At 43.2% G+C, this 17,364-nt stretch carries 19 protein-coding genes; 12 read left to right on the top strand and 7 right to left on the bottom strand.

Translation table 11 applies throughout. The features are described from left to right. Positions 1-108 precede the first annotated feature (108 nt). The 7 genes from I6E61_RS00720 (at position 109) to I6E61_RS00690 (ending at position 4,907) form a co-directional block, all read left to right on the top strand. Positions 109-672, top strand: coding sequence for a YqgE/AlgH family protein (locus tag I6E61_RS00720; RefSeq protein ID WP_194196217.1), 564 nt, complete (start codon positions 109-111; stop codon positions 670-672). A gap of 57 nt (positions 673-729) precedes the next feature. After that, positions 730-1,266, top strand: coding sequence for a Holliday junction resolvase RuvX (gene ruvX / locus I6E61_RS00715; RefSeq protein ID WP_197128583.1), 537 nt, complete (start codon positions 730-732; stop codon positions 1,264-1,266). A 90-nt stretch (positions 1,267-1,356) separates the two neighbouring features. Next, positions 1,357-1,872 (top strand): hypothetical protein, encoded by a 516-nt coding sequence (locus I6E61_RS00710; protein WP_197128581.1) that lies wholly within the window; start codon positions 1,357-1,359, stop codon positions 1,870-1,872. A 66-nt stretch (positions 1,873-1,938) separates the two neighbouring features. After that, positions 1,939-2,265, top strand: a complete 327-nt coding sequence (tusA, locus tag I6E61_RS00705) for a sulfurtransferase TusA (protein ID WP_197128579.1) — start codon at positions 1,939-1,941, stop codon at positions 2,263-2,265. Between the two features lie 120 nt (positions 2,266-2,385). Beyond that, positions 2,386-3,567 (top strand): methyltransferase, encoded by a 1,182-nt coding sequence (locus I6E61_RS00700; protein WP_197128577.1) that lies wholly within the window; start codon positions 2,386-2,388, stop codon positions 3,565-3,567. Between the two features lie 24 nt (positions 3,568-3,591). Then, positions 3,592-4,530: a site-specific tyrosine recombinase XerD gene (gene xerD, locus I6E61_RS00695; RefSeq protein ID WP_197128575.1), complete on the top strand. Its 939-nt coding sequence runs from the start codon at positions 3,592-3,594 to the stop codon at positions 4,528-4,530. Positions 4,531-4,568: 38 nt separating this feature from the next. After that, positions 4,569-4,907 (top strand): DUF3817 domain-containing protein, encoded by a 339-nt coding sequence (locus tag I6E61_RS00690; RefSeq protein ID WP_197128573.1) that lies wholly within the window; start codon positions 4,569-4,571, stop codon positions 4,905-4,907. 63 nt (positions 4,908-4,970) lie between these two features. Here the strand turns inward: I6E61_RS00690 and I6E61_RS00685 are convergent, their stop codons facing one another. Continuing rightward, positions 4,971-5,414, bottom strand: a complete 444-nt coding sequence (locus tag I6E61_RS00685; RefSeq protein ID WP_197128571.1) for a PH domain-containing protein — start codon at positions 5,412-5,414, stop codon at positions 4,971-4,973. Positions 5,415-5,654: 240 nt separating this feature from the next. Between I6E61_RS00685 and I6E61_RS00680 the strand changes: the two genes are divergently transcribed. Further along, positions 5,655-6,263 carry a class I SAM-dependent methyltransferase gene (locus tag I6E61_RS00680; RefSeq protein ID WP_197128569.1) on the top strand — a complete coding sequence of 203 codons (609 nt, stop codon included), beginning with the start codon at positions 5,655-5,657 and terminating at the stop codon, positions 6,261-6,263. Positions 6,264-6,448: 185 nt separating this feature from the next. On the opposite strand, the gene lptG is transcribed toward I6E61_RS00680, so the two are convergent. Continuing rightward, entirely contained in the window at positions 6,449-7,705 is a 1,257-nt protein-coding gene (gene lptG / locus I6E61_RS00675; protein WP_197128567.1) for an LPS export ABC transporter permease LptG, read from the bottom strand. Further along, positions 7,705-8,976 carry an LPS export ABC transporter permease LptF gene (gene lptF / locus I6E61_RS00670; protein ID WP_197128565.1) on the bottom strand — a complete coding sequence of 424 codons (1,272 nt, stop codon included), beginning with the start codon at positions 8,974-8,976 and terminating at the stop codon, positions 7,705-7,707. The genes lptG and lptF overlap by 1 nt, the downstream gene beginning before the upstream one ends. Positions 8,977-9,517: 541 nt before the next feature. Between lptF and I6E61_RS00665 the strand changes: the two genes are divergently transcribed. The 4 genes from I6E61_RS00665 (at position 9,518) to sstT (ending at position 14,226) form a co-directional block, all read left to right on the top strand. Beyond that, positions 9,518-10,135 (top strand): cysteine hydrolase family protein, encoded by a 618-nt coding sequence (locus I6E61_RS00665; RefSeq protein ID WP_197128563.1) that lies wholly within the window; start codon positions 9,518-9,520, stop codon positions 10,133-10,135. 409 nt (positions 10,136-10,544) lie between these two features. Beyond that, complete coding sequence (locus I6E61_RS00660) at positions 10,545-12,191, top strand: leucyl aminopeptidase (RefSeq protein ID WP_197128561.1); 1,647 nt, start codon at positions 10,545-10,547, stop codon at positions 12,189-12,191. A 7-nt stretch (positions 12,192-12,198) separates the two neighbouring features. Next, positions 12,199-12,699 (top strand): DNA polymerase III subunit chi, encoded by a 501-nt coding sequence (locus tag I6E61_RS00655; protein ID WP_197128559.1) that lies wholly within the window; start codon positions 12,199-12,201, stop codon positions 12,697-12,699. 324 nt (positions 12,700-13,023) lie between these two features. Next, positions 13,024-14,226: a serine/threonine transporter SstT gene (gene sstT / locus I6E61_RS00650; RefSeq protein ID WP_197128556.1), complete on the top strand. Its 1,203-nt coding sequence runs from the start codon at positions 13,024-13,026 to the stop codon at positions 14,224-14,226. 111 nt (positions 14,227-14,337) lie between these two features. On the opposite strand, the gene I6E61_RS00645 is transcribed toward sstT, so the two are convergent. The 4 genes from I6E61_RS00645 to I6E61_RS00630 all read right to left on the bottom strand — a co-directional run bounded on the left by I6E61_RS00645 (position 14,338) and on the right by I6E61_RS00630 (position 16,718). Continuing rightward, positions 14,338-14,661, bottom strand: a complete 324-nt coding sequence (locus I6E61_RS00645) for a chaperone modulator CbpM (protein ID WP_197128554.1) — start codon at positions 14,659-14,661, stop codon at positions 14,338-14,340. Positions 14,662-14,804: 143 nt separating this feature from the next. Beyond that, positions 14,805-15,806 (bottom strand): DnaJ C-terminal domain-containing protein, encoded by a 1,002-nt coding sequence (locus I6E61_RS00640; RefSeq protein ID WP_197128552.1) that lies wholly within the window; start codon positions 15,804-15,806, stop codon positions 14,805-14,807. A gap of 309 nt (positions 15,807-16,115) precedes the next feature. Next, the gene (locus I6E61_RS00635; protein WP_197128551.1) at positions 16,116-16,409 is read right to left on the bottom strand and encodes a Bor family protein; all 294 of its coding nucleotides are present in this window, start codon (positions 16,407-16,409) and stop codon (positions 16,116-16,118) included. A 9-nt stretch (positions 16,410-16,418) separates the two neighbouring features. Further along, positions 16,419-16,718 carry a Bor family protein gene (locus I6E61_RS00630; protein ID WP_197128549.1) on the bottom strand — a complete coding sequence of 100 codons (300 nt, stop codon included), beginning with the start codon at positions 16,716-16,718 and terminating at the stop codon, positions 16,419-16,421. Positions 16,719-17,364 lie beyond the last annotated feature (646 nt).

Genomic DNA, 17,364 nt, shown 5'->3' with positions numbered 1-17,364 from the left:
TTTGTGATTAGCTCTACATCACGGCTAAATATTTGCTTTAGTTGATTTTTTACTCACTATCGCCATATAGTGGTCTTTCACCTTCATTATTAGGTTTTGCTTGTCTCTATGTCTAAAACCAATTTGACTCATCATTTCTTAATCGCGGCGCCAGAGCTGTCAGACCCAAGGTTTGAGCAGGCGCTAATTTATATCTGCCGTCATGATAAGCACGGTGCACTCGGCTTGGTCATCAATCGTCCATTAGAGCAATCACATGTGGGTAAGCTGCTAGAAGATTTAGATATTGAAGTCACTGATCCACAGGTGATGGAAGACTTGGCATTAGAAGGCGGCCCTATGTATCCTGAGGTTGGCTTTGTGCTGCATACTGGTCAGCCGGAATGGGCGTCTTCTTTTGCTATCTCAGAGAATGTCTGCATCACGACCAGTCAAGATATCCTTAAGCGTATCGCTGCTGGTCAAGGCGTTGGACACTATCAATTGTGCTTAGGTCATGCCAGCTGGGGCAAAAAACAGCTAGACCAAGAATTGAATAATGGTGATTGGTTGGTCTGCCCTGCAGATCTAAACTTATTGTTTGATACGCCATTTGAAGAGCGCTGGCAAATAGCCGCTGATAAAATCGGAATCAACTTTGATTACCTAAGCAGTGATATCGGTCACGCTTAACCTCAGATGTTCCATGAATGCAGAAATAAAAAATCAAAACAGGATACATCCGTTACTATGGTAGATAGCACTCTTATAAAAGATAGCACCAATACAATAGAGACTGATACTGGCGTTGCTGAAGCGACCGTTAAGCCACATCTTGTCTTAGCTTTAGACTATGGCGTCAAAAAAATGGGCATGGCACTTGGTAATACCATTACCGAGACAGCGCGTGCCTTTGATATCTTAGCGATGAATAATGGTCAACCTGACTGGGATAATTTACTCGGTATTATTAAGGTGTGGGGCGTGTCAAAAGTGGTCATCGGCCTACCGCTCAATATGGATGGTAGTAGCTCGATGCTGTCTAAGCGTGCGCATAAATTCGCTCGTCGCCTAGCGCATAGAGTTATGGAACAGCATCTGCCAGTGGTCGTGTCACTCTGTGATGAGCGCCTGACCTCTGTCGCAGCACGAGAAATCGCTTGGGACAATGGCTGGATTAAGAATGAGCGCGACCCTATTGATGATATTTCTGCTTGTATCCTGATGTCGACTTACTTTGCTGATCCGAATAGCAGTATCGCCATTGATGCAATCAAAGCAGATTAGCTTAGAAATCAGCTTGCCACTCCTATGCCAATAATTTCTGCTATATAGTGGATTGACCATATCATCTCAACGGATAAATGACTGATTATTATGACTACTGTTTCAGACCAATCCACGCAGAATAAATCGCAACATGGTTTTTCTCCGCTTGCTATTGCTCGTATCAAAGGCGCACAACGGATAAACCAAGTGGCGATTTATCTCATTTATGCTGCTATCTTTGCGTTCATGGTTTTTGGCACCATTGCTAGTATTAAAGCCTTTCATGACAACCAGCTGCTTTACCAACTATTTTATAATTTGCCATACGCCTTGGTTGCGCTCACGATTCCCATTACGCTTTATGATGCCTTAGTCGTTTATCGTTATCGTTTGAACCAACCTTCGATGATTGCAATGAGTATCGGCGTATCGACCATCATATTAATTGGTGGGCTATTATTCGCTGATACTGCATGGTTAGGATTGTCCTGTTGGTTAGGAGTGGCCTTTTTATTTAAAGTGAGCTTTAAGCGATTTTTTAACTTTTTAGAAGTGGCTGACTTGCCTGATACTGACGAAGCGCTAGAGACAGATATTGTAGAAAACTCAGAAAGCACTTCCTGACTCCTGATAGACGCGTAAACAAACTCTCCATTATCAAACTTATCTCTTAGGTTTATTAAAACAATTATGACAACTTCAATAACAGATACCTCTATCAGCCATCATCTGGACACGCAGGGGCTTATTTGCCCTGAGCCTGTGATGATGCTACATCGAGTCATTCGCAAAGCAGACAGTGGCGAGGTGATTGAAATACTGGCCACCGACCCTGCTACCACTCGTGATATTCCTAATTTCTGTCGTCATTTGGGTCACGAATTATTGACTCAAGAGACGCTGGCTGAGAACGTGAGCTTAGATACTGACCCTGATGAAATCAAGGTTGATAGTGATGATACTGCACCCATGAGTGTGACGCTTTATCGCTATTTGGTTAAGAAAAAAAGCGCTTAAATGCACTCAAGTTACCGCAGCAAAGCTCTAATCACAGCAAAACATTGACAGCGCAACAAACAATATAAAGATATCTTTGATTTGTACGAGATATATCTTTCACAAAAGGTAGGCTACTACGTGTTACAAACAGAAAAGCAGTATGTACAATGGCAAGAAAACGAAACTCTACGTAATGCTCTTTGGTTGTCTGAAAGCAATCATATGCCACCTGCGCGCGTTGTATTGGTTGATGATACAACGACCGCAGACGACGCTTACCGTTTAGCTTGCGAAGGCACATCACTGCTATGGCGCGGTGACTTTCATAATGCACGACAACTGCTACAAGCACTTGGTCGTCGTATAGATCGCACTAATGAGCGCTCTGAACAGCGTAAGGTTAAGAAAGCGGCGAATAAACCTAACACAGCAAAGGTTAAAGGCATTCCCAACTTATTTCATCAGCAGCGCCAATTACAAGCCCAACGCTCACGCATATTAAGCCGTTTACTACTAGAGCTTGATGCCAGTTACGTCAGCCAACTACGCCGCGCCCCTGATGTCAGTGCGGCCTGTACAGCAGCCTTTGGTGCAATCGATGAGCCATGCGTATTATCATTTCGTGATATGCAAGGCGCACTTGGCGCAGCAGGATGGCGCGAAAAAGGCGTCCCAATAGACAGCTTAGGGTTATCGATTTTCCCGCATTATGGTGTGTTTGCGCCAACTCGTCATGAGTATGTACAACTGTTGCTCGATGCACCGCTACCAGCGACTCATGATGTCGCCTATGACATCGGTACCGGCACGGGTTTATTGGCCATTATCTTAGCGCAGCGTGGTGTTCCGCAAGTGATTGCCACTGACTTAAATCCGCGTTCTTTGGCCTGTGCTAGCGAGAACTTTGCGCGTTTGACGTTATCTAACGTACAGTTACAGCAAGCGGATTTGTATCCAACTGATGCGCCACTCGCTAACCTCATTGTCTGCAATCCTCCTTGGTTACCTACTAAGCCAAGCTCACCGCTCGAATATGCAGTCTATGATGCCAATAGCGCGATGTTGCGTGGGATGTTGCAGGGCGCCAAACAGCACTTAGCTGAGCACGGAGAGCTTTGGTTGATAATGTCGGACTTAGCTGAGCATTTACAGCTACGTACCCGTGATGAGCTATTAAACTTGTTTGCCGATGCTGGATTGGCAGTAAAATACCGTCTCAATACAAAACCGAAGCATGGTCGCAGCCAAGATGATACCGACCCTCTACATGTCGCGCGCAGTGCTGAAGTCACTTCGTTATGGTGTTTAACGCTTATCTAACAGTCAACCGTCGAGTATTGAATTATGAGCCGTGATCGTGCCGTGCAACAGCGCCAACCCAAGGCGCTGGCAGTAGATGACGAACCCAGTTATATGACTGAGTTTCGTCAAGCCATGCTGGCACGTGGTTTAGCGACTCGTACTCGTAATGCGTATGTCCGCGACCTGCGTTCCTGCGAGCTGACCAATCCTATTGCCCTGACACGCTGGCAGCCTGACGATGTACTGCACTGCTTATCAACCCTGACTCAAGAAGGCAAAACCCCACGTACCCAAGCACGCATGCTCTCAAGCTTGCGTCAGTTTTATCTGTGGATGATTGCCAGTAATCTGCGTGAAGACAATCCTTGCGAGCGCATCAAAAGCCCAAAGCTGGGTCGTCCATTACCGAAAGACTTGGCCGAGGCTGATGTCGATAATCTACTTGCCTCGCCTGATACCAGCACTGCACTCGGACTGCGTGATAAAGCCATGCTAGAGGTGCTATATGCCTGCGGGCTACGAGTGAGTGAATTGATTAATCTCTCATTAGAGCAAGTAAATCTAAACGCTGGCTGGCTACAAATCACGGGGAAAGGTAATAAAACTCGACTGGTGCCATTGGGTGAATATGCCAGCGATGCACTAGAAGACTATCTAACGCATGCTCGTGGTGATTTGATTGCACACTTGAAATCAGGAAACTGCCAAGCGGTATTTTTAACGGCGCAAGGTGGATATATGACACGGCAGAATTTTTGGTATTTGCTTAAAAAGTACGCTAAGGTTGCCAGTATAGATAAAGAATTATCACCGCATACCCTACGTCACGCTTTTGCCACGCATTTGCTGAATCATGGCGCAGACTTGCGTAGCGTGCAGTTATTGCTTGGACACAGTGATTTATCAACGACGCAAATCTATACTCACGTAGCGACGGCGAGATTGCAGAAATTGCATGCCGAGCATCATCCGCGAGGCTAGGATTTAATTTTTATTGATGATCGTTAGAGGACTAAACCGTGTTGCAAGCTCAACCATCTTCCCTACCTGCCCTAACTAAAAAACAAATTTTTGCTCTCAAGAAATTAACCATCATGGGTTATTTAGAAGGCACGTCTTTTCTACTGTTGCTGGGTATCGCCATGCTATTAAAATATATACTGGGTATGCCTGAAGCAGTGAGTTATGTCGGCCCATTGCATGGGATACTATTCGTTGCCTATATCATAGTGCTGATCATCACAGCGAGCAAAATAAAAATGCCGCTATGGGCACTACCTGCTGGTGTGCTTGGCTCGTTTTTACCCTTGGGGCCATTTATTTTTGATTATGTGTTAAAGAAGCGGTTGGGAAAGTAATTTCAAGAAAAATTTAATATCAGGAACGATGTATAGCTGAGTGCGGCTAACTATATTGCCACTCTATTCGCCTGCTGTCTCTATCACTATTTTAGGATTACGTGCCTGTATCTCTTGATAAAAGCGCGACTTGTCTTTTGGTGATATCAATACTTCTTGATTTCGATAGGCTATTTTAAGTCTATCCAATGACAGTGCTGGCGCAGAACTCATGCTTCGGGTTGGCGTAATATACCTGATATCTGTCAGCTCTATTTTTTGAGTAGAAAGACCGCTATCCACGTGTAGCTGGCTATCGGTTAGTGTATATTTAGTCCCAAAAAAAGGCATGAGCATGAGTGCTGCGAAAGGCAGTAGGATAGCCATAAGCAGTATGTTTCGCATGCGCGAATCGCTTTTGCCCCATCGCCATTCCCATAATGGAATCAGGATAAGTGACAAACTACCAAGCCACAAAACTGATGCAATCCAAAAGTCGACTTTAGATACAAATAGAATGTCTGACATAAATAATACTTAGAAACTATCAGGTTAAACTAGATTCTATCTTAGGCTATACCTCTTACCTAATGTTTCCGATATCTTTTTCTGATAAGTTTTTTCTACATAGAAAAATTAGCTGCTAGAACAATTCCCGCAATACGATGCTGCAAACCTACCCTTTTCTCGCTACAATACGCGTATGATGTGCACGCTGCATAACTGAGCAACGCACCACCTTTTACCTATCCATTATCCGAGAATCTCATGAGCCATAGACCACCTGCTGACCTATTAAAAAACGCCCAACACTGGCGCGAAGACATTAACTTTCGCCAAGATGTGCTTGGCAAACCATTTGATTTTGCGACCACATGGGGTATTTTTTCACCACAAAAGCTTGATGATGGTAGTCTGATGCTGCTTGATTATATTGACTTTGAAGCTGACGATGACTCGATCGATTTGGGTTGTGGCTATGGTGTGCTTGGTATGACAGCAGCACGTGAATGTCCAAATGGTCTGCATACTTTGATTGATAAAGACTTTATGGCAGTAGAATATGCGCGCCATAACTGTGAGAAAAACGGTCTGAAAAATGTCGATGTGCATTTATCAAATGGCTTTAACCATGTGGCAAAAGACAAAGATTTTAGTCTCGTGATGTCGAACTTGCCAGCCAAAGTGGGTAAAGAACAGCATTATTTATACTTCCTCGATGCGTATGCTCGCATGCGTAAAGGCGGCCGTTTTTATGTAGTGACCATCAATGGTTTGCGCCAGTTTGTGAAGCGCTCGTTTACCGAAGTGTTTGGCAATAGCGATAAGGTCAAGCAAGGTAAAACATACACCATTACCATGGCGACCAAAGACTAATACCAACCGCCAAGAATACGATTAGCTGTGTCAAAATCGCTTAGCCTACAATATGTAGTACTTGCACTTTTTTTCCTTGCTACTCTAATTTTTGTGAATAGTATAAATTTTTGAAAGCTGCACAAATAAGAAGCCCGCTAAAACGTAGTGTTTTAGCGGGCTTCTTTATGGCAAATGATATCTGGCTACATCTGCCGTTTGAGCAAATAGCCGCCCAATATCGCACTAGCGATGATCGGTAGCAGCACCATCAATAATGGCGAAAATCCTGTCGCGAGCGAGACAAAACCCACCAAATCTTGCACATAACTAAACAGCAGGCCAAACAATAGCGCCACCACAATACGCAAGCCTAAGCTATGCGTACGCAATGAGCCAAAAACGAATGAGCAGGCGACGATCACCAATGATAAAATAGACAACGGTGATAGCAGCTTTTGCCAAAATGCCAGCTCATGACTTAAGGAGCGTGTGCCTTGCTGGCCCATAAACTGACGATGCTCATACAACTGGGTCAGAGATAAATCCTCTGCCTTACGAGTGAGTAAATACACAGATTCAGGGGCAAATGGCAGACTTAAAGTATCCGACGGCGAGATGGCTTGGCTACTATCAAAACCCTGACCGATATTCAGTTTGGTCATATTATTCAGCTGCCACTCGTAACGATACTGCTCGCTTGGTTCATCAGTAGTGGTATCAAGTGGTTCGCGACCGATATATTGTCCATCTTCAGCATGAACAGCCGTTTGTAAGCTACCCTTATTATCCAAATGCCAACGCTTTACCTCACCGATATTACCTTGCACATCAGCATAATCAATATACAGAACGTCGCTACCATCAGGCGTTGTACTGCCATCCTCTGCGCTATCAAAACGGGGCTGCACTGTCCAATAACCGCGTACTGATGTGACCAACGAACGGCTATCTGCATCGTTGATCTCTTTTGCCAATTGATTAGAAGAAGGTAAGACAAACTGATTAATCGCCAATGCAATTAACACAAAAATCATTGCAGGCTGTAGCACCCAGCCGACGATGCGATACACACTCACACCAGCAGCACGCATCACCACTAGCTCGCTTTTGTTAGCGAGTAATCCCAAGCCTACTACAGCACCGAGTAATGCACCTGTTGGAATAAACTGCTCTAAAAAGTAAGGCGAGCGATAAAAAATATACTTAATCGCCTGACCCATCGTATAACTGTCATCTAATGAATCAAGCTCTGACAAATAAGAGAACACCAGCTGCAAAGCCCACAGACCTAAAACTGCGCCGATAATCGCGAGCAATGCATTGAGTTTGACGTAGCGACTAAGGACTTTTAGATTGGCAGGTCTTTTGGCAAACTTAGCTTTAGGGTTTTGAGGGCCAGTGTTTGAAGCATTAGTATTTTGAGACTTAGCATCCTGAGATTTAGAGAATAAAGCACTCATTAAGGTTGTCCTCCTAGTGAGCCATTGCTCTGACTATCAATAACCGTTAATGGCTTATTCTCTTGTTTGCGAAAGCGTAATCGATGCTGCACACGGCTGCCCCAGTTCAGATAAAGCGCTAGTGCCATAAATCCAAGCACCAGCCATGCATTAGCCCATACACTCACACTGCCTTTACTTACGGCATTTTTGAGTGAAATAATACCCAGTGCGCAGCTGACAAATAATAGAATAGAAGGGAACAAACGCAGCCAACGACCTTGACGCGGACGTACTTGTGCGAGCGGTACGGCTAGCATAGGCGCGATAATCATCAACCACGGTAAAGCAAAACGATATCCAAGCTCACCTTGTGCTGCTCGTAGTGCACTGGTATTGCCAACTTGCCCGCTACCAGTCGCCGCTTGCCATAGTGGCCCTATCGCTTGCGTTTCGATATTGTCTTCGGTTACCGCTTCTTTGGATGATTCAGTCAACGTGATGCGGTAACGATCAAAGCCCACTTGATTGTATTTCAGACTGCCTGCACCAACCTCATAACGGCGACCTTGGAATAAATCTAACTGGGTCACGCCGCTATCTCCCGTGTCTACTTGTTCAGCACGATTGGCGAGTGTGATGGTGTCTTTGCTGATATTAGCATTTATAACGGCGGCTGGCAGGTCTGGTATATCTAATGATTCTGCCGTTTCTGGGTCGATACTGTTACTGGTATCAACCGCTGCATTTTTAGCAGCACTACCCTTTGCTTCAGGTTCGGACTGAATAAGGATCACGTTCTGTAATTGTTTTTTATCATCACTCAAGCTGCCCACATACAAATGATAATTGCCACTACTGATAAATTCATTCGGACGTATCAAATCAAAAGCACTGGTCAACGCTTGCTGCTGCCAAACACTCTCAGAAGAGCGTACGCCCCACGGTTTTCCAACAATTGAAAGCGCGGCTTCACCAACAAACAACGCCAATATCAAGGGCGTTATCAAGCGGGCAAGCTTGCCACGCGAGACGCCACTGGCATTGATAACTGCCATCTCTTGATCGACGTACAGGCGCCCAAACACTAGCATGAGTGCGATAAAAAACGCTAAAGGTAGAATCAACTCTAAAAAGTACGGCAAATTATAACCAATGATGGTAAATAATAAGCTGACATCTAGATTACCTTCTGCTGCAATGCCAAAGTAACGTATCAAACGACCGCCAAGCATCATCACCACTAAAAACCCCAATACCAGAGCAGTGGTTGAGGCAACTTGTTGGGTCATGTAGCGGCGTAATATCACAATAGGCACTCTTAAAAAGGGTTGGTATTCGCACTCATTAATTACACAATTATTGACAGAGTACTGACAAATTCAAGCGCGATAATTGCGTATTATAGGGACAGCACCGCTCAGTCAGAGACTTAAGCAGGTATAAAAATAACAGCGTCACTTGTTAGCGACACCCTATAAATACTGGCGATAAAGATAACCGCTAATGCTAGCATGTTTTGCCTAAAAATGGCGGTGAAATGTGTTTGGAAACATTACATTCTTATTGCTGACTACCCATCACATACAGCAGATGATAGACCATAGAGCAGCAAATGAAAAATATATTCGGTATTAATCATATTAACAGTGAGGCTTGTAGCAATGCTTAAGTTGTCCGCGCTTCTGTTGTGATGTTTTGCTTTATTTATTTTAGAAAGGTTTGTTTGTCATTCGTATCATGAAATGCGGATGACTGAGATTAATTGCTAGACTGAATGACATCTGTTGAATATTCAAAAAATATGTTTATGCCATACGGAGAATAAAACTTGTGAATAAAACCACATCCATACCCTCTACTCTACTTGAGCTCGCAGGCGGCTCATTCGATACGCTTGATTGGTCCAATTGCGCTATCGTCCTTATCGATTATCAGAATGAATATGTTGATGGTGCTATGCCATTAGGACAAGCTGGTGCTAAAGCTATCGCAAATGCCCGCCTACTGCTGGACAAAGCCCGTCAGCAAGACATCCCTGTCTTCCATATCATGCATCACGGTCCAGAGAATGGCAATGTCTTTGATCCTTTATCACCCAATATCGAGATTGTTGAGCCATTAAAGCCACATGATGGCGAGACAGTGATTACCAAAAAGCATCCAAATGCCTTTTATGATACACAGCTACAATCATTGATTTCATCAGCACGAAAGCAGCAGATTATCTTTGCTGGCTTTATGAGCCATATGTGTGTCAGCTCAACCGCCCGCGCCGCATTTGATCTGGGTTTTCAAAACTTTGTGTGCCATGATGCCTGTGCCACTCGTGACCTACCTAGCGCCACAAAAGAAACGATAAGCGCCGACGTCATGCATGACACAGCAATGGCAGCGCTACAAGATAGATTTAGCGCATTAGTAACAACGGATGAATTGGTTAACGGTTAGGGCATATCCTCAATTCAAGCGATAGTCATCTAACTGGGTTAAAAATGGCTAAATTTTGCCAAACATCGTCAAATAGCTAGTTAATATCTCGATATTATCTACACTATTTTTCTCGTTTGACGGCAATTTATCTCATTTTTATCTCCATTTTTGAAATGAGGACACACCCTAGTTTAATATCTTACTTAATATCACTCACCATAAACCATTGATACAGTATTAAATGATTGTGTAAATTGGTACAGCAGAATGGTTCAAACTCATTACCCAAGACTTGCTAACTGCGCACTGTCATCGCAATATGCTACACTATTGTGGTTGCTCGATAGACCAAATAATCTAATAATCTGACAGGTAAAAGCAATCACACAAATCCTGCAATTTTCATAACTCTAATAAGGATAACTATATGAATATTAAATTATCTCAGCACCTACCAAAGACTCATACACAAAAAATTCTAAAAAAAGAAGCAAAGAGCAAAGATGAAGCTTGCCTAGTTGTTTTAGTCGATGACAAGAAAAACATCTTAGCTGAATCTGCTCTGACTGATTACACTTCACGTATTGAGCAATTGATTGACGTGTCACACTTTAAAGGTAAGGCTGGTGAAACAGTTGTCGATTATGCATTGGCAGGCGACAAAAAAACCACCAAGCAAAACCCTGTACAACTATTACTAGTCGGTGTGGGCAATACGGATAAGTTTAACAATACTGTCCTGCAGAAAATTGCTAACACTATTTATAGCAGTACGCAAAAGCGGGTGTCTTCTATCACTGTTGCGTTGGGTGATGCTCTAGAAGAAAATCACTTCGGTCAATTTGCTCTTAATCTGTTGGCAGCGAGCTACCGCTTTGATAAATATAAATCTGAGCAAGCCACGCCTGTACTAACTGATATCTACCTAGTTGCTGATGCTGCATTACAGCCTGCACTAGCATTTGCACAATCAGTGTTTGCAGGTCAGAGTCTGACTCGAGATGTAGCCAATGAACCAGGTAACATCTGCTTCCCAGCTTACATGGCAGAAAAAGCCCAAGAACTTGCAGCGACCTATCCTGATCTACTAACGGTTAAGGTACTAGGCGAAGATGAAATGTCAGCGCTAGGTATGCATTGCTTCTTAGCAGTCGCGCAAGGCTCTACCAAAGAAGGCAAGCTCGTACTCATGGAGTACCGTGGTAAGTCTAACTTCAGTAGTGATGCTGGCTCTACCAAAGCAACGACTAGCAGTGCTAAAGTCAGCGGTGGTCTAAAAGCATTGGCTGATAAACTACCAACCAAGAAAGCGGCTAAAAACAACGATGCGAATGTGCAAGCAGCAAATGATGATGCCCCTATCGTATTGGTCGGTAAAGGCGTAACGTTTGATTCAGGCGGTATCTCTATCAAGCCCGGTGCGGCAATGGATGAGATGAAGTTTGATATGGGTGGCTCAGCCTCAGTACTCGGCACAATCAAAGCCTTGTGTGAAGCGCGTCTACCAATCAACGTAGTCGGCGCGCTAGCCTGTGCTGAAAACATGCCATCAGGTGATGCGACGCGTCCAGGCGATATCGTCAAAGCAATGAATGGTCTATCGGTTGAAATTTTGAATACTGATGCCGAAGGTCGCTTAGTATTGGCAGATACTTTATGCTACGTACAGCGTTATCAGCCAAAAGCAATTATTGATGTTGCAACCTTGACCGGCGCTTGTGTGGTTGCACTCGGTAGTGTTCGCTCGGCCGTCTTTAGTAATGATGAAGACGTGTTGTTTGACTTAGAAAATGCCAGTAACTTATCAGGTGATCTCATTTGGCATATGCCGTTAGATGATGAATATCAAGCGCAGCTCGAATCGCCTATCGCTGATATGCAAAACATCGGTGGTAAAGGTGCAGGTGCTGTCACTGCTGCTTGCTTCTTGTCTCGCTTTGTAGAAGAAGGTCAAGCATGGGCACATTTAGACATCGCTGGCACGGCATGGAACTCAGGTAAAGACAAAGCTGCAACTGGTCGTCCAGTACCACTATTTATGCAATATCTAAAAAATAGCGCAGCTAGAGTATAAGCGTTTTATGAAGATTAGCTTTTATGTATTAAGCGAGAATAAAGCCCAAGATTTCTTGGGCTTTATTTGTCAATTGACCCAAACGGCGCTCAATAAAAGCACGCAGTCACTGCTGATTCTTGTCGAAGATGATGCGTTACTGTCGATGCTTGATGAGGCGCTATGGGCACAAGAGGCCACGAGCTTTATACCACATCAGTGTCTTTTGGATACGGGTACGCAAGGTACTGACCCTGAAGGCACCGATGTGGATGCTGCTATTGCCAACACTGATAACCAATCGCTAGCACCTGTGCTACTTGGCAATTATATGCCAGCCGATTTTAAGGGAATCGTACTCAATACTACGATACGTCCCGTGAATACCTTTATGGCAGCGACCAGTAATGCGCAACCAACTCGAGTGCTTGAGCTGATAAAACCTGATGCGACCAGTGTTCAAGAAGGTCGTAATAAGTATAAAGCCTATCAACAATTAGGCTATGAGCTGACTCATTTCAAAGTTTAAGTTGCAGCCTGCGCCCTAACACCTCCTCATTTCTTATAAAAATGTGACTTCTCATCAGAGAATATGCGTTAATTTGACTCATATTAAGTCTCTACCTTCACCTGTTTCGCCTATGCCAGTTCGTGGTAAAGGTAGGCGCTTATCCTAAAAAATGCTACCATCCTTCGATTATTTTTCTGTTTTCACTATAAACGTCTTATTTACAGTCGAATTATTTCAAAATGGCGGCCAAGCAGCCGAGCGTACACTGCGTATTTCAAGCAAGGTTAATGCGGTAACTGTTTATAAATAATTTGGAGTATTGACTAAATCGAGGATGTATAGATGCGTTCACTAATTGCGATGTACCAGCGTATAGGGCTAGTGCCGCTCATTATTATTGGTTTAATTCTAGGAGTATTGATTGGTTGGCTAGCACCAGGAATCGGTATTGCATTGGGATTATTGGGTACGCTGTTTGTAGGCGCGCTAAAAGCCGTTGCTCCGATACTGGTATTTATTTTGGTCATGGCTGCTATCAGCCAACACCGTAGCGGTAACAAAGTTTATGTCAAACCCGTACTTATCATGTATATGTTCGGCACTTTTTTGGCTGCACTGACCGCGGTAGGTGCCAGCTTTTTATTCCCGACTAACTTAGTCTTAATAAATGCGACGATTGAGCAAGTACCACCAGCCAACTTAGAAGCCGTATTGACCAACTTACTGATGAACTTGGTGGCCAATCCTATCAATGCCATCGCTGAAGCCAATTATATTGGTATTCTGGCATGGGCCATCATCATCGGTTTTGCGCTACGTCAAGCCAGTGATACTGCGCGGACAGTGGTCAGTGACTTTTCTGATGCGATCTCGCAAGTGGTCAAATGGATCATTGCGCTAGCACCTTTCGGTATCTTGGGTTTGGTCGCAAATACCGTCGCTGAAACAGGCTTTGCTTCTTTGGCAGGTTATGCACGTATCTTGATGGTGCTCATCGGCTGTATGCTATTTATTGCGTTGGTCGCCAACCCTCTTATCGTGCTGGTCAAAACGGGTAAAAACCCTTATCCACTAGTATTTAGATGCCTACGTGAATCAGGTATTACGGCTTTCTTCACTCGCAGTTCAGCAGCCAATATTCCAGTGAATATGAACCTTGCTCGCAAATTAGGTCTGCATGAAGACACTTACTCTGTGACTATTCCACTAGGTGCCACTATCAATATGGCAGGTGCAGCGATTACGATTAACGTCTTAACGCTTGCAGCGGCGCATACTTTAGGTATCGAAGTGAGCTTTGCATCAGCGCTGCTACTGAGCCTGGTCGCAACCATCAGTGCTTGCGGAGCCTCTGGTGTCGCTGGTGGCTCATTGCTACTGATTCCACTAGCTGCTAGCTTATTCAACATTCCAAATGACATCGCTATGCAAGTAGTTGCGATTGGCTTTATCATCGGGGTAATACAAGATTCGGCAGAAACAGCACTGAACTCGTCAACAGATGTACTATTCACAGCAGCAGCTGATCCGACGTATTCTCGTTAATTTATAGAAAACCAAACGCTATAAATAGAGAAAATAAAAAGGGCCCAATTTATCATTGAGGCCCTTTTTTATTGGCTCTGTTTTATCGGCTATTTTTTACTATTAATTCGACTACTTTAGATGGTGAATATCCACTTCAATCACTGGTGCTTGCAGATCTAGTTGGCGTTTTAATTGGCGTAACTGCTCCACTTCATCTAACAGCTCAAGTATTAAACCAATCGCAGGGACACTGGCTTCAAAGTCGCGGCTAAGTCGTGAGGCACGGCGCACGGTCGTCAGCTGATAACCAGTAAACTGCTCACGTTCTGGCACATCATATTCAATAATATTTTCTTCAATCAATTCGATGACCCATTGGCGCTCTTGGCCACAGGCAGATACTAGCTCATCTAAGCTCATGATAATGTCGGTCAATTCAGGCGAGTGTTTCATAGCTATTATCCTCGTTTGCGCTTTATTTCATCGTTATCGTATGGTCTTCATCTCTATTGCAGTGGTGTCTGATTGTTACTAAGCACTGTTACTAAGCACTGTTACTAAGCACTGTTACTAAGCGCTATTACCAAGCATCGCCATTAGCGCTCTATAGTCGTCTCGGCAAAGGCTTGTTTTAATTGCTCATAAGCTTGGCTAGCCGCCTCAGTATTGATATCAGGATTAACAATATTCAGGGTCAAATATAAATCACCTACTTGCTTGGCTGGAATACCTTTACCTTTTAATCGTAGATTGCTGCCAGATTTACTGTTTTTAGGAATGGTCACGCCAAGCTTACCTGCAGGCGTAGTGACCGTTATTTTTTCGCCCAAAGCTGCTTCCCATGGCGCTATATTGACAGTCTGATAGACATCAGCACCTTCTATCCTGATATTGTCTGCATGCAGAATTTTGACTTTTAGGAACAAATCACCATTTTTACCACGACCAGCACCCGCCGCACCCTGTCCTGCTAGGCGAATCTGTTTGCCATCAGTGATGCCTTTAGGAATTTTAATTTTGAGCGTTTTATTATCATAATCTACGCTGCCATTAGTCTGACGAACTGGTACGTTTAATTTGATACTGTAATCGTCACCATTATAGACCGAGGCCAAATCAACCGTAATCTCTGCATGTTGGTCTTGACCTTTGCTATCTTGCGACCCAAAACCGCCACGTTGTGATTGTCCACCAGTTTGACCATTAGTTGAGCCACGCGCGCCATGACCAAATGCTGAAAAAATATCATCGAAGCGAAAACCACCATCGCCATAGGCTTCACCATCACCGAACTGGTCTTTGACATCTTCCCAACGGAATCCACCCTGACCACCACTTGTAGATTGACCACCGAAGCCACCAGCACCAGCTTGACCTGCAAAAGGATTGTCTAGCATGGCGTCATATTCAGCACGCTTGTCTTTGTCTCTGATGGTCTCGTAAGCATTATTAATCTCCGCAATCTTGTTATCAGCATCTGGATGATCGCTGACATCAGGGTGATATTGACGAACGAGCTTGCGGTATTTTTTTTTGATATCGGCGTCTGAGGCGTCTTTTTTGACCCCTAAAATGTCATAGTAGTTTTTCTCTGCCATGTTATTAGTCCTTACCATCTCAGCTCTTATGTTATGTACACAATAGAAAGTACTCAAATCGAATTAGCATTTAGGTACTGCCTGCCCATTATAGAAATAACTCATTGTATGTATATAAGCATACTCTACTTTGATTCTAGCATCATTGATATTGATCATTATTGATGAAATGTTAGCTTGCTTTAAGCAATTGTTTGACTATTTGGACATAAAAAAGAGCAAACAGTCGCTGTTTGCTCTTTTTATCAAAGGCTTAATTATTCGTTAACTAATACATAAGCAGTATTAGCAATATACTGATACGTTATCTTATCGGCAGAAAACTTTGGCAGTACGAGGCGTATAAATACCAAAAGTCACTAAGCCTAGCGCGATGTCTTTAGCCTCTTGTACAGTTTGTACTTTGGCAACGTTTTGAGCGCCGCCGCATACTTCACCAGCATTGACAGTTTGCGCTTGCCCAATACCACCAATAAAGAAAGTCTGTGACTTAGTATACTCTGGGACAATCTTTTGGGTTGGTTGGATAAGACCTGTTTGAGTCGCACAACCTGATGCCAACAATACTGAACCCATCAATGCCGTTGTTAATAGTTTTTTCATAGTTATTCCTTACTTGCAGTAAACACGGACTTGACGAGGGGTATAAATGCCATTAGAGACAAAACCTAGTACAACGTTAATAAAGTTGGATTGTGTCTGGATACTGGCAACATTTTGTTGTCCTTGGCAGACTTGGGCAGCGTCAATCTCTTTTTCTTGTCCTAAGCCACTCACGAAAAACGTCTGCATTTTTTCAGCAGATGGTTTTACTGAAGCACTTGGTGCTTCTGATGATGACACAAGATAATTTTGGGTTGCACATCCTGATGTCAGAACAGCGAGAAGTGCCACAGCAACTATTTTCTTCATACATGATCTCAATGACTGATATTTGTTTGGTGCAGATAATACTGTCAAACCAACTATAGTGCAACACATTTGTAAGTAAATTTTTCATTATCTTTTACAATGGTAACTTAGTAATCACAAGCATGAGTAGAATTTATCACATCGAATAATACCTACCTCTTTTTTGCTATCAAACAAGTAGTTCTTCAGTGCCCTATAATGCCGGATAGAAAATGGTAGAAGATACGCTGACCAATAGTACAATAAAATTTATTTTGAGTATTTTTGATAGATATTCCAGAATATTGTTTAATTTTTCACGATATACAAAGCAGTAATAATATAGCAATGTTTATTTACATTATATTAGTTATTTTTATTCAGACTTCCATAACGTTAATTATGCTATATCGATAGATTTAGTCTTTATATATTACCTATTAATATTGTATTAGTGGTTTTCCAATACTTTGTCGGCTTCTTTATGAGAATCACTCTTCATAAGGTTCTTTTCAGCTCTTATATCGTCGTTATTTCTGCTGAAAAATATGTATTTCTCTTTAAAAAACAGGTATTTGACCTGATGAGTTTTTTACACGGCAGTAATAATATGACAAGCTCCCTCTTGTAAAATCCCTCTATTATTCATACTCATAGGGAGTATAGA

It is taken from the genome of Psychrobacter sp. NZS113, assembly GCF_015864825.1.
Taxonomy (GTDB): domain Bacteria; phylum Pseudomonadota; class Gammaproteobacteria; order Pseudomonadales; family Moraxellaceae; genus Psychrobacter.
The sequence above is the reverse complement of the archived record's forward strand: the minus strand, read 5'-3'. Positions and strand labels throughout refer to the sequence as shown.

Coding starts and splice junctions, on each gene's coding strand:
- I6E61_RS00720 (WP_194196217.1), top strand. CDS start 109: ATGTCTAAAACCAATTTGACTCATCATTTCTTAATCGCGGCGCCAGAG.
- ruvX (WP_197128583.1), top strand. CDS start 730: ATGGTAGATAGCACTCTTATAAAAGATAGCACCAATACAATAGAGACT.
- I6E61_RS00710 (WP_197128581.1), top strand. CDS start 1,357: ATGACTACTGTTTCAGACCAATCCACGCAGAATAAATCGCAACATGGT.
- tusA (WP_197128579.1), top strand. CDS start 1,939: ATGACAACTTCAATAACAGATACCTCTATCAGCCATCATCTGGACACG.
- xerD (WP_197128575.1), top strand. CDS start 3,592: ATGAGCCGTGATCGTGCCGTGCAACAGCGCCAACCCAAGGCGCTGGCA.
- I6E61_RS00685 (WP_197128571.1), bottom strand. CDS start 5,414: ATGTCAGACATTCTATTTGTATCTAAAGTCGACTTTTGGATTGCATCA.
- I6E61_RS00680 (WP_197128569.1), top strand. CDS start 5,655: ATGAGCCATAGACCACCTGCTGACCTATTAAAAAACGCCCAACACTGG.
- lptG (WP_197128567.1), bottom strand. CDS start 7,705: ATGAGTGCTTTATTCTCTAAATCTCAGGATGCTAAGTCTCAAAATACT.
- lptF (WP_197128565.1), bottom strand. CDS start 8,976: ATGACCCAACAAGTTGCCTCAACCACTGCTCTGGTATTGGGGTTTTTA.
- I6E61_RS00660 (WP_197128561.1), top strand. CDS start 10,545: ATGAATATTAAATTATCTCAGCACCTACCAAAGACTCATACACAAAAA.
- I6E61_RS00655 (WP_197128559.1), top strand. CDS start 12,199: ATGAAGATTAGCTTTTATGTATTAAGCGAGAATAAAGCCCAAGATTTC.
- sstT (WP_197128556.1), top strand. CDS start 13,024: ATGCGTTCACTAATTGCGATGTACCAGCGTATAGGGCTAGTGCCGCTC.
- I6E61_RS00645 (WP_197128554.1), bottom strand. CDS start 14,661: ATGAAACACTCGCCTGAATTGACCGACATTATCATGAGCTTAGATGAG.
- I6E61_RS00640 (WP_197128552.1), bottom strand. CDS start 15,806: ATGGCAGAGAAAAACTACTATGACATTTTAGGGGTCAAAAAAGACGCC.
- I6E61_RS00635 (WP_197128551.1), bottom strand. CDS start 16,409: ATGAAAAAACTATTAACAACGGCATTGATGGGTTCAGTATTGTTGGCA.
- I6E61_RS00630 (WP_197128549.1), bottom strand. CDS start 16,718: ATGAAGAAAATAGTTGCTGTGGCACTTCTCGCTGTTCTGACATCAGGA.